This is a genomic window from Actomonas spartinae, assembly GCF_051209155.1.
Lineage (GTDB): Bacteria > Verrucomicrobiota > Verrucomicrobiia > Opitutales > Opitutaceae > Actomonas.
The window spans coordinates 857,311-869,688 of the sequence record NZ_JBPJGB010000001.1; the positions used below are offsets into that span (position 1 = coordinate 857,311).

Sequence of the window (12,378 nt, forward strand, 5' to 3'; positions counted from 1 at the left end):
TTTCTACTTCCGGCGGCCGTGGCGGAAGATGTCCCAGACGACGTAGAGGCCGATCATGGCCGAGAGCAGGTAACCGAGGATGCCGAGGGTGGGGTAACCGAAGAGCAGGTGGCCGCGACCGGTGGTGATGATCATCGAGGAGCCGATGATGAGCGAACCCGAGACCACACCGAGGGTGATGCGGTTGGAGGCGTGTTCGATGGAATCGTCGAGGTCGTCGAGGCCGCGATGCTGCAGGTTGACGGTGATGTCATCCTGTTCGAAACGGCGCACGAGGCGCTGAGCGGCGGCGGGCAGATCGGTGAGGCCGGAGATGGCGCCGCGCAGAAACTCGCGGGACCGGCGGGCCATGGCGCGCGGGCCGGTGCGCTCTTTGAACAGATCCCTGAGCACCGGCGCAGCCTGTTTGCGCAGGTCGAACTTGGGGTCGAGCACGCTGCCGACTTCCTCGATGGCGAGCACAGCCTTGGCCATCATGGCGTAGTCTTTGGAAAGGGGAATGCCGTGTTCGCCGAAGATGAAGAGCAGCTTGAGCATGGCGCGGCCGATTTCCTGGCGGCCGATGGCAAAGTTGAGCTCCTCGCGCAGGGCGAGCGTGACGTCCTTTTCCATCGCGCGCAGGTCGACGCGGGCGCCGGCGGGGGCGAGGTCGGCGGCGATGCGCACGACGCGTTCGGCGTCGCCTTCGACGGCGGCCATCCAGAAGTCGGCCAAGGCGTAGCGCAGGCGGCGGGTGAGGTGACCAGCGAGGCCCCAATCGAGAAAGCAGAGGCGGCCGTCGGGGGTGATGAGGACGTTGCCGGCGTGGGGGTCGGCGTGAAAAAAGCCGTCGATCAACACCTGGTGGACAATCGAGCGGGCGCCGTGGGCGGCGAGGGCCGTGGCCTTTTCGGGCGGCAGTTGTTCGCCGCCGACGGGGTTGCCCACGATGCGCTCCATGACCAGCAGCTTGGGCGTGGTGTAGTCGTCGAAAATGCGCGGGGCGAAAACGCGTTCGCCGTCGGGGTTGATGGTGTTGAAATAGGTCTGGTTGCGCGCCTCGTAGCGAAAATCGAGTTCGCGATTCACGCCCTCCTGCACGGCTTCGACGACGGAGGGCAGGTCGTAGGGGCGCAGGGCGTGGATGCGCTGGTGCAGTTGCTCGGCGATCCAGTTGGCAAGGTCGAGGTCGGCGCGGATGGAGCGGGCGATGCCGGGGCGCTGGACCTTGACCGCGACCATGGTGTCGTCCTCACGCAGGCGGGCGAAGTAGACTTGGGCGAGCGAGGCGGCGGCGACGGGCGTTTCGTTGAACTCGGCGAACACCTCGGTGGGTTCGCCCTCCAGCTCATCGGTAATGAGATCGCGGATACGGTCGAAAGGGACCGGCGCGACGGCGTTCTGCAGTTTGCGGAGTTCGAGAATGAGCGGCCCCGGGATGAGATCGGGGCGCATGCTCAGCAGCTGGCCAAACTTCACCCAGGCCGGGCCGAGCTCCTCGGCGGCGAGGCGGATGCGCTCCCATTTGGAGCGATGGGGACCGCGCTCGGACCGGAACCGCTTGGGCACCGGCGCCGGCAGGTCCAGCTGATTGATGAAATCGGCAAAGCCGTGCCGGGCGAAGACCGTGAGGATCTCCTTGGCGCGGACGGCGTTGCCGAGGAGGTCAAAGGGCTTCACGGCTCGCCGCTACGGGTGGGCGGATCCTGGAGTTTGGCTTCGAGGATTTTGACGCGTTCCTCGAGGGCGGCGATGCGGGCCTGGGACTCGGCGTTGGTGCGATCGAGCATGCCGGAGATGCGGGTGTTGAGCTCGCCGGCGAGTTCGTCGAATTCACGGCGGCCTTGTTCGGCGATCTTGTCAGCCATGATGCGCGCATCACTGGCGTTGACCTTGCCTTGGCGCACGAAGTCATCGAGGGCGCCTTCGATCTTGTCTTTGGTGATCACGGCGGCACCCACGCCCGCGAGGAGTGTTTTCTTGAGCAGGTCGATCATAGCACGGCCAAGCTATGTCCGGTCGGGCGCCTGCGCAAATGCAATTCAGGTGGCGTTTTCCGTGCGGTCGGCCGGGGTGTCATCGCAGGTGCAGTCGGCGGCGGGGCCCGCGGAGGGCGGCGAGGCCGCGGCGATTTCGTGGTGTGCCGGATTGCGGGCGGCGTGGGGGGCGATCGACCGCAGGCGCGCCGCCAGCAGGACGGTGAGCCCGAAGGCGCCGCAGGAGACCCAGCCGGCGCGATCAAAATGTTGCAGCCGGCCGTCCGGACCGGCCGTGACGATGAAACCGGCCACGACGTTGCCGAGTCCGCCGGCTGCTTGCTGGATCGCACTCATCACCGACATGAAGCCGCCGCGGTAGCGACCTTCCACGGCGTTGGTGATCATGGCCATCGTCGGGGGAAAGCGACTGGACATGCCGACGAAAAACAGCGCCGAAACCGCGAGCGCCCAGGGCAAGGGGCTCGGGCCGAGATGGGTCATGGTGAGCATGGCGGCGACCGCCGGCACTGTGACGACCAGCAGGACCACGAACTTGTCGTGGCGGTCGGACAGGCGGCCGAGCAGCGGCATGGTGAAAAAGGTGCAGGTGCCGCCGACGAAGTAGACCCACGGAAGTTGGCCGTCGGAGAGGCCGACGTTTTTGACCAAAGAGGGAGCCATGAAGGGCACGATGCAGGCTCCGGCGAAGATGAGGGTGGCGCCGAGGGTGAAGCCGCGCTGGTGCACCGGATGCGAAAGGATTTCCCGCATCTGTTGCCATGCCGAACCTTCGTGGCGATGGCTGGAAACGTGGGGCAGGACCTTGGCGATGACAGGCAAAAGCACGGCGCTCAGGCCGGCCAGGAGGAAGAAGGGGGCGTGCCATTCGAACCAGTTGACCAAAGCGAGCGAAAGCGGAATGCCTGCGATCGAGGCCAAGGGGAAGGCCGACATGACCGTCGACATGGCCCGGCCGCGGCGATGGGGCGGGATCACGTCGCCGACCATGGCGGTCACCACGGAACCGGCGACGCCGCCAAAGGTCCCGGCGGCGAGTCGGGCGACGAGCAAAGCCAGATAGTTGGGCGCCAGCGCACAGGCGAGGGTGGCGAGCGTGAAACCCACGAAGAGAACCAGCAGGGCGTTCTTGCGATCAAAGCGATCGAGCACGAAACCGCCGGCAAATCCGGAAATCGCGGCCGCGGTGCCGTAGGCCGCGACCAGCCAGGAAAAGGCCTGCGGCGTGACTTGAAACGCGGTCATGATGCTGGCGCCCAGCGGCATCATGACCATGAAATCCAGCACGTTGGCGAACTGGACCGCCGCCAGCGTGAGCAGCAGGGCGCGCTCGTTGACCGGGGGCGGCGCGTTGGCGGGGGTGGAGCGGGACGGTGATGCAGGTTCGGCGGTCATGCGACCTGGGGAGCAACGGCGCGATGCCTGCCCGCTGCAAATGCTCCGTGGGAAAATCTCAACTGTCGCCGAAACCGTGGAAGATTTGCCGAATCAAATCCAGAAACTGGGCCATGCCGCGGCTTTGGTAACGTTGCAGGTGGCGCACAATGCCGATTTCGCGGGTCGGCGTGCGGTCACTGAGTTGGCGATATACGATCGTATCGTGATCGTCCGGATGCTGAACGAGGCGGGGCAGGATGGCGATGCCGAGGCCAAGGCCGACGAGCTGCTTCAGCGTCGTCACCTGGCCGCAGCGGTAACCGATGCGCGGCTCAAAATCGTGTTCGCCGCAGAACTGCTGCACCTGCTCGGTGAGCGTCGAGCTGCGGCCCATCATGATGAAGGTCTCCTCCGCAAGGTCGGCGACGTGAAAGGTGCGTTTGCTGGCGAGGCGGTGATTGCGGCCCACCGCCAGCAACAGTGGCTCGCGAAAGATCGGTTCCACCGATAATCGGCTGTCGTTCAATGGCATAGCGACCAGGGCCAGGTCGATACGGCCATCGATGAGCCCATCGACCAAGTCGCCGCGAAAGCCCTCGTAGGTGTTGATCTTAATATTCGGTAAAACCTTCTGTGTGCGCAGGATAAGGGACGGCAACAGATAGGGGGCGACGGTCTGGATGGCGCCGAGGGTGATTTGGCGACCAAGATCGGGGTCGTCGCGAATTTCTGAGGCCGCATTCTGCACCTCAAAGAGGATACGGCGGGCCCGCTCGATGAAAACCGCCCCGGCGTCGGTGGGCACGGCCTTGCGCCCAAGGCGATGGAAGAGGCGGTGACCGAGCTCCTTTTCTAGTTTTGCAACCTGCTGACTTAAAGACGGTTGACTTACGAAACTCGTTTCCGCGGCACGGGTGAAATTGCCGGTATCGGCGATGGCGACGACGTAGCGGAGCTGGTGCAGTTCCATAGGAGAAACCAATGGAAACGATAGATATCAAATAGTTCAACTATTGTTGTTTGTGGCGTATTCTCTCGGCGTCGAAAGGGCAACCGGACGACAAGACGAAAGAAGAACGACTATGAATAACCAAAACATCACCTACGCCCTAATTGGAGCCGCGACGGTCGCGCTGGCGTGGATCATCTCCGCCGCCGCGAGTGCGGTCACCGTCAACATGGCCATTGCCGCCTACATCAGTGCCGCGTTCTCCGCGGTGGTGTGGCAGGACTACCGCAATGCTTCGGCTCGCGAGCTGAAGTAAGCGGTTCATCGGCAAGGTCATTGCCAACTTTTTGTTGTGTTAGTTTCTGAAACGCGGCCCCGGGAAACCGGGGCCGTTTTAATTTCCGGGATGCGGGATACCGGATAGGGAAGGGAGGATGCGGGATGCGGGAGACTGATCTCGGGGGGCGCCAAGCGGGACGAGGCATGGTGGGACTGAAAAATTGTCACCCAATAGGTTACGCTTTGTTTGGGAGGACGGTTGGTTGGGCCGGTGGTGAGCGGGCGAAAAGGGAGCGGCGAGTGTCACCTATTGCGTGACAAATTCGCGGGGAGGATGGCGTCCAATTTGGCGGCCGAACCGGAGTTTTTTGGTCAGGTTTAGACAAAAGTCGCGGGAGGCGGCGCGTTGGGGGTAAAGCTCTTCCTGTTCTCTGCTGTCCGATGTCTGAATCCCGTCCCACTTCCGCCGATTGGCGCGCCTGGTTTGAAAACTATGGCGCGCGCCTGCTGCTGGTGGCGCGGCAATGGACCCGGTCGGCGGCGGATGCGGAGGATGTGGTGCAGGAGGCCTTCGTGCGCTACTGGCGCCAACAACGTCACCTCGCCGGCGATCCCCTGCCGTTGCTCATCACGTCGGTGCGCCGGGCCGCCCTCGACCTGATCCGGCGGTCGGCGCGTCGCGAGCGCCGGGAGCAGGTCCACGTGGATCTGCACGCCGAGTCATGGTTTGAGCCGAATCCCGAGGGCGACGATCGGTCCAATGCCTTGGAGGAGGCGGTGGTGCAATTGCCGTCCGAACAGCGCGAGGTGTTGGTGCTCAAGATTTGGGGCGGCCTCACGTTTGCCGATATCGCCACGCAGTTGGGGCTTTCGCCCAATACGGCGGCATCCCGCTACCGCTATGCGCTCGGGGCGCTGCGCGACAAACTCTCAACCCTGGAAAATCATGGATAACGAATTCGCCGACCTTGAGGCGGAATTGCTCCGTCTACAGCCGCGCCAACCGGGCGCCCGATTGGAGGCTCGGCTGGCCCACGAATTGGAACCCGGCGCCGCGACCGCGCCGGTGGCCACGCGCTCGGTCGTGGCGGATCGACGGGCGGGCGTGGCCCGGCCGCGCTACCGCACGGCGACGACGTGGACCTCTTGGAAGTGGTCGAACTGGGCGGTAGCCGCCGCGCTGGTGGCACTCATGCTCACACTGAATCGCCTGGCGCCACTTCCGGACCGCGCCGGCGAAAGTCCGGCGTTGGTCGCCCAGGCGGAAACGGCCGGCCCGGTTGGCGCACCCGAGTTGCGTCCGGTCAAAGCCGGTCGGGTCCTGCTGGGCAGCCGTTCCGACGGCGTGGTCGAGCTGGCCGATGGTTCGGCGGTGGAGCGGGTGCGCGACTACTTTGTCGATACGATCGAGTGGCGCGACGTCGGGGGCACCGCCCAGTTGCGCTGGGAAGTGCCGCGCGAGGCGGTGCGCTACGTGGGCCTGGCGGCCTACTGAATTTTCAATCCCAAAGCTTTAACCCAAGAATCCAAATTATGAATACGAAGAAATTGATCCCCTTAATCGCCGCGTCGCTTCTGCTGTGCTCCGGCGGTCGTCTGCTGGCGGCCGACGAGGAGGGCGAGAGCAAGAATGTGCGCGTCTTTGTCACCAGCGACGCCGAGGCCCCGGCCGACGTGAAGCACACCAGCCATGTGGTGGTGAACTATTCGTCCGACGACGATGAACCGGCCGAACCCTACGCTTTCCTTGGCGTGGAGACGGCGCGGGTTTCCACGACGCTGCGCGAACAGCTCGGTTTGCCGCGAGGCATCGGTCTGGTGGTGCAGCGGGTGGTGAAGGAAACCGCCGCGGCCGCGGTGCTGCAGAAGCACGACATCCTCACCAAGATGGGCGACCAGTTGCTGGTGAGTTCCGATCAGCTCGGCGTCCTGGTGCGTTCCAATGACCCGGGAACCGAGGTTGAGCTCACCTTCCTGCGCGGCGGCAAGGAGCAGACGGCCACGGTGAAGCTCGGCGAGCGCAAGCCGCATCGCGCTCACGTGATGGAACTGCATGCGCCGGACGTTGAAATGCACGAATTCCACGGCCGGATGGACGAGCTGCAGGAGAAATTAAAGGACCTGCACGGCAACATCTCGCCCGAGGAGGTGAAGCGCCTGGTGGAGTCGCTCAAGATGGAGCGGGAAGAGATGAAAAACGGTCACGGCTTTCGGTGGCGCAGTGAGGGCGACGGGGCGGTCGTGCGCATGATGAACCTGAGTCGCGGCAACGTTGTGTTCAGCGATGATGACGGCGTGGTGGAGCTCATCAGTGGCGAAGGGGCGAAGCGACTAACGGTCAAGGATGCGAAGGGCACGGTGTTGTTCGAGGGGCCGGTTGGCACGGAGGCGGAGCGGGCCGCGTTGAGCGAAGCGGTGAAGGCGCGGCTCCAGAAAGTGGAGAACATCCAGATGGTGGAGCCGCATCCGGGCGAGGAGATCGAGCGCACCGAGTTGCGGGTGCTGGGGGGCGGGGAGGAGTCGGCGGAACTGCGTTTTGGTCCGGCCGAAAAGGTCTTCATCGCGCAGGCGGAGGAGAAGCGGTGATTTGATTTGTGGTTGATCCCACCCGGGTGCGGCGTGCCGGCACGGCAGCGGCGCCTACAAAAAACGCGGAGCCCGTCGGGCTCCGCGTTTTGGCGCAAAGGATCCGTCGAGTTCAGGACTCGAGCGGCGGCGGCGCGGCTTCGTCGAAGCTTTCCTCGGCCGAGCGGCGGATGAAGGCGGCGATGATGAGCGCAAAGACAAAGCTGAAGAGGAAGGCGAAGATGAAGCCAAAGACGAACTGGAGGGCCGGGTTGGACATCATGTTGAGGAAACCCTCCGCCTGATCGATTTGTTCGGGCGTGAGGCCCTGCTCTTCCCAGGCGTTGATCTGCATCTCGCGCGTGACGTCGGCGAGCCCCGGGTTGATCACGGTCATGTAGGCCACGTTGAAAAGGTTGCCGAAGAGCGAGCCCCAGAGTGCGGTGAGGGTGCCGGCTCCGAGGGCGCGACCGTAGCCAAAATCTTCGTCCAATGGCGTCTCATCGCGGCGGGCGCGGATGGCAAGCACCAGACCTGCGACGGTGATGACCAAACCCGCCACCATACCAACGGTCTGCGAGGACTGCAGCTTCTCGGGTGTGTCGTGCATGCCCGCGAAGTAGAGGATGAAGTTTAGCACTGCGCCTGCGATGGCCATGCCGAGGCCGTAGAGAAAGGTCGTTTTCATGAGGCCCGCAGCTTGGGTGACGGGAGTGGGGTTGCCAACCGGTGAATGGACGGACGGTCGCGCGGCTTGGTTGAGTGGCGAGGAAAGGAGGGCGGCCGCTAGTTCCCCGCGGTCATGGTGCGGTAGAAGAGGCGCCGCAGGCGGCGGGTCGAAACGCGTTGGCGGAGGCGACCACGCCAGAGACCGTGATTGCGGGTGTCGTAGCGAAACTCCTTCAATTCGTCCTCGAAGTCGCGCGAACTGGCTTGGCGACCGCAGAAGGTGGCGAGTTCGAGGTCGGCTTCGAGGGTGTCGGAGTCGCTGGCCAACCACAGCCAGGCAAACCAGCGCGAGGGCCAGTGCAGGGTGCGTCGCACGATGGAACGCGGGAAGCGTCGTGCGTCGATGTGGTGGAGCGCGCAGTAACGCTGCGAGAAGGTTGGAGTCGGTTCGTCCATGGGCCAGTTGATCGGGCACCACGGAGGCCCTTCCGACCGGAGGCGGGCCAGCTTCGGTTGACGAACGGGAAGACTAATTGACGAGCGGTGTCGCGAGCCTGGGCGGCTCCGCGATCACTCGTCGGCGCCGGGCAGGACGAAGGCGGGCGTGGGTTGGGTGTAAACTGACTCGGGCAATTGATCGAAGACGCCGATCTCGGTGTGGCCACGTTGCCCGTGACCGGGAGCGAGCAGGATGGCGCCGTAGCGTTGCCAGTCGGTCCAAGGGCCGAGGGAACGCGGCTCGTCCTGGCTGGCGTCGAACCAGATGGTCCACTCGCTCACGAGGTGGGTCTGCTGATCGACGAAGACGTGGTATTTGTTGTTCGGGGTGCGGCCGACGCCCTGGAAGGTGAGTTGGAGGACATCGCAGGCCTTGCCGGCGGCGTCCTGTTTTTCGCCAACGTAGGTCAGGGTGACGCCGGAGTCCTTGAGTTTGTAGGGCATGACGAGCCAGTAGCTGTCGTTGATCCAGGCGCCCTTGGTTTTGGTGAGGATCTCTTTGAGCGCATCGGCGTCGGTGACCTCGGTGCCGGCCTGCCAGGCGCGGCCGGTTTCGTTGTCGAGGTTCATGAGCACGGTGAGGTCGCCGTCTTCGAAGCGGAGGTCGTTGGTGAACTTGTCCCAGACGTGGCGGCGGCCGCCGAAGAAGCGCCAGGTGAGGTGGCGCGTCATGTCCCAGGCATGCCGGCCGCCCATGGCCTCCATGGTGGCGTCGGCGACGGCGATGGCCTTGGCGTCCGAGCCGGCGGCGTCAAAACCGGCGGCGGGCGGGTTGCCCTCGGTGGCGGTCTGCGGGGCGCAGCCGCCGACAAGGAGGACAAATGAAACCAAGCAAGAGACGCGCAGAAGGGAACGGGGCAGCATAGGGTGAAGTTAGGGCAAGGGGCGGAGAATGTCGACGGGGCCTTCAGTTTCCGTCGAGCAGGAGATGCGGACGGCAACGGTGGAGGCTTGCCTACCAACGATCATCCTTCTGCCTTTGCTGCCACGATCCATGTTGGACTTCATCGTATCCCCGCCCGGCCAAACTGGCTGCTCTGGTGAATTTCCCGTGCGGGCGAGCATTCCGGATCAGGCCACGTATTGCTTCTTTGCCCGCTACTTTCGGGATGCGCGACTGCCTGACGGGCCGGAGCTCTACTTGGATTTTTACGGCGCAACCGACTTGTGCGGCTACGCGCTCGTGCGGCTTAGGCAGGTTTTGGTCGAAGCGGTCGGGGACTTGGCGACGCGTCCGCGACGCTTTCGGGTGCTCACCGGTTGGCGGGGGGCGGTCGCAACTGCTGAGGCAGAGCTCTGGGCGGAACTCGATCGGGAACAGACGATCGAAATCGCGCGGGAGATTGTAGCTGCGGTCGAACTGGCCGAGGCGACGACCGGCCATCTTGAAGCCTTAGGCGATTGAGGGCTCAGGGGGGCGATCAGGCCTTGGGCAGGCGGTTGCGGATCTCGGCCCATTGGCGGCGGCTGGCGCGGACGGGTTCGGCGCGTCCGGCGAGGTGCAGGGCGGGGCGGCCGATGAGGTCGTGTTTGACCTGTTCGATGGCCTGCAGGTTGACGAGCAGACTGCGGTGAAGGCGGGCGAAGGTCTGGGTGGGTAGCTCCGACTCCCATTCTTTGAGTGGGCGCAGCATCATGAGCTCGCGGCCACTGCGCAGGGCGATGCGTGAGTAGTTTTGCTGGGCCTCAATGACCGCGATGTCGTCGAGCGGGATAAACTCGGAACCGGCCTGGCTGCGCACGAGGACGGAGTCGGCGGGTTGCAGCGGAGAGCGGGTGCCGCGGGTGACCGGACCGGGCGTCACTTGGGCGGTGACGCGGCGCAGGGCTTCGCCGAGGCGGTCGGCGGTGACGGGTTTGAGCAGGTAGTCGACGGCGTTGACCTCGAAGGCGCGCAGGGCGTGCTGTTCGTGCGCGGTGAAGAAGACAACGTGGGCGGTCGGCGCGATGTCGGGCACGAGGTCGAAGCCGCTGCCACCGATGAGTTGGATGTCGAGGAGCACGAGGTCATAGTCGGCGGCCTTGCGCAGACGACGGCGGGCGGCGGTGACGTTGCCGGCCTCGCCGACGACTTCGATGCCGGGATGATCGGCAATGAGGCGGCGAACTTCCTCCCGGGCCGGCGGTTCATCGTCGATGAGGATGATCCGGAGCGGGAGACCGGGGGTGTTGTCGGCGGGAAAAAGCACGATTACCGGGCGGTTGTCGCCGGATCGCCGGTGAGGGTCAAGCGGGCGGTGACGCCATGGGGGCTCGGGCCGAGTTCGAAGTGGTGGCGGTCGGGGTAATAGCGGACCAGGCGATCGCGGACGTTGGCGACGCCGGTGCGGGTGGAGGTGCGGCGACGGGCGGTGCCGGGTTCGACCCAGCGGCCGGAGTTGGTCACCGTGATCTCAAGGGTGCGGTGGTCGGTCGCCTGTATTGAAACTTCAATGACGATGCGCTCCTCGCTGGTCTGGGCGCCGTATTTGAGGGCGTTCTCGATGAGGGGCAGCAGGAGAAAGGTGGGGATGCGCCGCGGGCGGGCGGCGGGGTCGAAGTCGAGGGTGAGGTCGAGGTTTTCCTGCCAGCGGGATTGTTCGATCTGAAGGAAGGCTTCGAGGAGGTCGCATTCGTCGCCGACGGTTTCGATGCCGTCCTGGCGATGTTCGAGGGTGCGGCGGCAGAAGGCGGTGAGGCGGTCGATGAGGCGTTCGGCCTCGGCCTGGTTGCTGAAGACGCGGGAGCGCAGGCTGTTGAGCGCGTTGAAGAGGAAGTGGGGATTGAGCTGATAGCGCAGGGCGAGGAGCTGGGCGTTCTCGGCCCGCAGTTCGGCGGTATCCTTGGCGAGCTCGGCGTGGGCGGCGGCGCGGCGCTTGGCGAAGTAGGCGAGACCGAGCACGGTGGCGGCGAGGGCGACGACGGTGGCGATGCCGACGGCCTGGCGACGCTCGAGGCGGGTGCGGTCGAGTTCCGCTTCGCGCAGGGTGTCGCGGATGGCGGCGAGTTCGGCGGCGTCGTTGCTGGTCTGGGCGGAAACCACGGGGGCCATGCGCACCTGCGGGACGCGTTGGCTGATGACCCCGGACTTACGCAGGCGGAGCGCGGCTTCGTAGTGATGGCGGGCGGCGGCGAGGTTTTGTTCGTCGAGCTGAAGTCCGGCGATGGCCTCATGCAGGTCGGCGGCATGGGAATCGGTGGTGTCGACGAGGGCTTGTTCGAGGGCGTTGATGGCGGCGGAAGCCTGGCCGAGGCGGCTCATGGTGCGGCCGTGGGTTTCCCAGACCCAGGCGGAACGGGGTCGATCGGGGTCGAGGCGGTCGGCGGTGGCGAAGTGTTCCTGCGCGGCGGGCAGGTCGTCCTCGAGGTAAGCCAGGCGGCCGAGTTGATCGTGGGCGAGGGCGAGCACGGCGGAGTTGTCGCTGGCGTGCGCGCGGTCGGCGACTTGGCGCCAGCGGGTGGTGTTGGCGTGGGAGCCGCCCATGGTGTTGAAGAGGCGGGCGCGCGCGAGGGCGACGGTGGTGAGGTCGACGTCGGCAAGTTGATCGAGGGAATCGAGCAGTTGCTCCGCGCCGGCGGGGTCGCCGCGATCCAGGTGCAGGCGGGCGAGGAGGCAGCCGAGTTCAATCTGGCGGTCGGGGAGCGCGAGGCGGCGGGCGATGTCGAAACCACGTTGGGCGGATTCCGTTGCGCCGACGCGGTCGCGGGCTTCGTCCAGGCAGTGAGCACGACGGGTGTGGATCTCGAGGAGCAGGTTCGCGTCGCGGAGCGGGCGGGCGAGGTCGAGGGCGTGGCTGAGGTGGGCGGTGGCGTCGAGGGGGCGGTTGGCGGCGATGAGCCGGTCGGCAAGATCGAGGTCGACGGCGATGCGGGTCGCGATGGCGTTGGTGCCATCGCGGGCCATGCGCAGGCGGGTGGCGTGCTCGATGGCCGGGGCGACGGTGATGGCCGGATCCATCAGCCCGGCCAAGGCGGCCTCGTAGGTTTCGGGCAGCGGGGTGGCCGGGGTTTGGGGGAGGAGCGATGCCGGGGTCGTCAGCAGGGCGAGGGCGAACAGGAACCGGCGGAGCATTGGATTCAGTTCAA

General features: G+C 65.4%; 14 protein-coding genes. 5 read left to right on the forward strand and 9 right to left on the reverse strand.

Annotated features, from left to right (window positions below; genetic code table 11):
• Positions 1-3 precede the first annotated feature (3 nt).
• From AC0MRV_RS03420 to AC0MRV_RS03435, 4 genes are read right to left on the reverse strand one after another with little or no spacing between them, the layout of a single operon-like run.
• Positions 4-1,659 carry an ABC1 kinase family protein gene (locus AC0MRV_RS03420; protein WP_472763028.1) on the reverse strand — a complete coding sequence of 552 codons (1,656 nt, stop codon included), beginning with the start codon at positions 1,657-1,659 and terminating at the stop codon, positions 4-6.
• On the reverse strand, positions 1,656-1,976 hold the full coding sequence (locus AC0MRV_RS03425) for a phasin family protein (protein ID WP_472763029.1): 321 nt from the start codon (positions 1,974-1,976) through the stop codon (positions 1,656-1,658). The genes AC0MRV_RS03420 and AC0MRV_RS03425 overlap by 4 nt, the downstream gene beginning before the upstream one ends.
• Positions 1,977-2,021: 45 nt before the next feature.
• On the reverse strand, positions 2,022-3,371 hold the full coding sequence (locus AC0MRV_RS03430) for an MFS transporter (RefSeq protein WP_472763030.1): 1,350 nt from the start codon (positions 3,369-3,371) through the stop codon (positions 2,022-2,024).
• 58 nt (positions 3,372-3,429) lie between these two features.
• Positions 3,430-4,323: a LysR family transcriptional regulator gene (locus tag AC0MRV_RS03435; protein WP_472763031.1), complete on the reverse strand. Its 894-nt coding sequence runs from the start codon at positions 4,321-4,323 to the stop codon at positions 3,430-3,432.
• Positions 4,324-4,435: 112 nt separating this feature from the next.
• On the opposite strand from AC0MRV_RS03435, the gene AC0MRV_RS03440 reads away from it, so the two are divergent.
• The 4 genes from AC0MRV_RS03440 to AC0MRV_RS03455 all read left to right on the forward strand — a co-directional run bounded on the left by AC0MRV_RS03440 (position 4,436) and on the right by AC0MRV_RS03455 (position 7,167).
• On the forward strand, positions 4,436-4,618 hold the full coding sequence (locus AC0MRV_RS03440; RefSeq protein WP_472763032.1) for a hypothetical protein: 183 nt from the start codon (positions 4,436-4,438) through the stop codon (positions 4,616-4,618).
• Between the two features lie 404 nt (positions 4,619-5,022).
• Positions 5,023-5,535 carry an RNA polymerase sigma factor gene (locus tag AC0MRV_RS03445; protein WP_472763033.1) on the forward strand — a complete coding sequence of 171 codons (513 nt, stop codon included), beginning with the start codon at positions 5,023-5,025 and terminating at the stop codon, positions 5,533-5,535.
• Complete coding sequence (locus AC0MRV_RS03450; protein ID WP_472763034.1) at positions 5,528-6,076, forward strand: hypothetical protein; 549 nt, start codon at positions 5,528-5,530, stop codon at positions 6,074-6,076. The genes AC0MRV_RS03445 and AC0MRV_RS03450 overlap by 8 nt, the downstream gene beginning before the upstream one ends.
• Positions 6,077-6,114: 38 nt before the next feature.
• Entirely contained in the window at positions 6,115-7,167 is a 1,053-nt protein-coding gene (locus tag AC0MRV_RS03455) for a S1C family serine protease (protein ID WP_472763035.1), read from the forward strand.
• Positions 7,168-7,279: 112 nt separating this feature from the next.
• Here the strand turns inward: AC0MRV_RS03455 and AC0MRV_RS03460 are convergent, their stop codons facing one another.
• The 3 genes from AC0MRV_RS03460 to AC0MRV_RS03470 form a co-directional block, all read right to left on the reverse strand.
• Complete coding sequence (locus tag AC0MRV_RS03460; protein ID WP_472763036.1) at positions 7,280-7,834, reverse strand: DUF4199 domain-containing protein; 555 nt, start codon at positions 7,832-7,834, stop codon at positions 7,280-7,282.
• A gap of 98 nt (positions 7,835-7,932) precedes the next feature.
• Positions 7,933-8,271, reverse strand: a complete 339-nt coding sequence (locus tag AC0MRV_RS03465) for a hypothetical protein (protein WP_472763037.1) — start codon at positions 8,269-8,271, stop codon at positions 7,933-7,935.
• A 114-nt stretch (positions 8,272-8,385) separates the two neighbouring features.
• Positions 8,386-9,177: a hypothetical protein gene (locus tag AC0MRV_RS03470; protein WP_472763038.1), complete on the reverse strand. Its 792-nt coding sequence runs from the start codon at positions 9,175-9,177 to the stop codon at positions 8,386-8,388.
• Between the two features lie 115 nt (positions 9,178-9,292).
• Here AC0MRV_RS03470 and AC0MRV_RS03475 point away from each other — a divergent pair, with 115 nt between their 5' ends.
• Positions 9,293-9,718 carry a hypothetical protein gene (locus AC0MRV_RS03475; RefSeq protein ID WP_472763039.1) on the forward strand — a complete coding sequence of 142 codons (426 nt, stop codon included), beginning with the start codon at positions 9,293-9,295 and terminating at the stop codon, positions 9,716-9,718.
• 16 nt (positions 9,719-9,734) lie between these two features.
• Here the strand turns inward: AC0MRV_RS03475 and AC0MRV_RS03480 are convergent, their stop codons facing one another.
• Together AC0MRV_RS03480 and AC0MRV_RS03485 are read right to left on the reverse strand one after the other, a co-directional pair.
• Positions 9,735-10,502, reverse strand: coding sequence for a LytR/AlgR family response regulator transcription factor (locus tag AC0MRV_RS03480; protein ID WP_472763040.1), 768 nt, complete (start codon positions 10,500-10,502; stop codon positions 9,735-9,737).
• 2 nt (positions 10,503-10,504) lie between these two features.
• Positions 10,505-12,364, reverse strand: a complete 1,860-nt coding sequence (locus AC0MRV_RS03485; protein WP_472763041.1) for a tetratricopeptide repeat-containing sensor histidine kinase — start codon at positions 12,362-12,364, stop codon at positions 10,505-10,507.
• Positions 12,365-12,378: the final 14 nt, after the last annotated feature.

Coding starts and splice junctions, on each gene's coding strand:
- AC0MRV_RS03425 (WP_472763029.1), bottom strand. CDS start 1,976: ATGATCGACCTGCTCAAGAAAACACTCCTCGCGGGCGTGGGTGCCGCC.
- AC0MRV_RS03430 (WP_472763030.1), bottom strand. CDS start 3,371: ATGACCGCCGAACCTGCATCACCGTCCCGCTCCACCCCCGCCAACGCG.
- AC0MRV_RS03435 (WP_472763031.1), bottom strand. CDS start 4,323: ATGGAACTGCACCAGCTCCGCTACGTCGTCGCCATCGCCGATACCGGC.
- AC0MRV_RS03440 (WP_472763032.1), top strand. CDS start 4,436: ATGAATAACCAAAACATCACCTACGCCCTAATTGGAGCCGCGACGGTC.
- AC0MRV_RS03445 (WP_472763033.1), top strand. CDS start 5,023: ATGTCTGAATCCCGTCCCACTTCCGCCGATTGGCGCGCCTGGTTTGAA.
- AC0MRV_RS03450 (WP_472763034.1), top strand. CDS start 5,528: ATGGATAACGAATTCGCCGACCTTGAGGCGGAATTGCTCCGTCTACAG.
- AC0MRV_RS03455 (WP_472763035.1), top strand. CDS start 6,115: ATGAATACGAAGAAATTGATCCCCTTAATCGCCGCGTCGCTTCTGCTG.
- AC0MRV_RS03460 (WP_472763036.1), bottom strand. CDS start 7,834: ATGAAAACGACCTTTCTCTACGGCCTCGGCATGGCCATCGCAGGCGCA.
- AC0MRV_RS03465 (WP_472763037.1), bottom strand. CDS start 8,271: ATGGACGAACCGACTCCAACCTTCTCGCAGCGTTACTGCGCGCTCCAC.
- AC0MRV_RS03470 (WP_472763038.1), bottom strand. CDS start 9,177: ATGCTGCCCCGTTCCCTTCTGCGCGTCTCTTGCTTGGTTTCATTTGTC.
- AC0MRV_RS03485 (WP_472763041.1), bottom strand. CDS start 12,364: ATGCTCCGCCGGTTCCTGTTCGCCCTCGCCCTGCTGACGACCCCGGCA.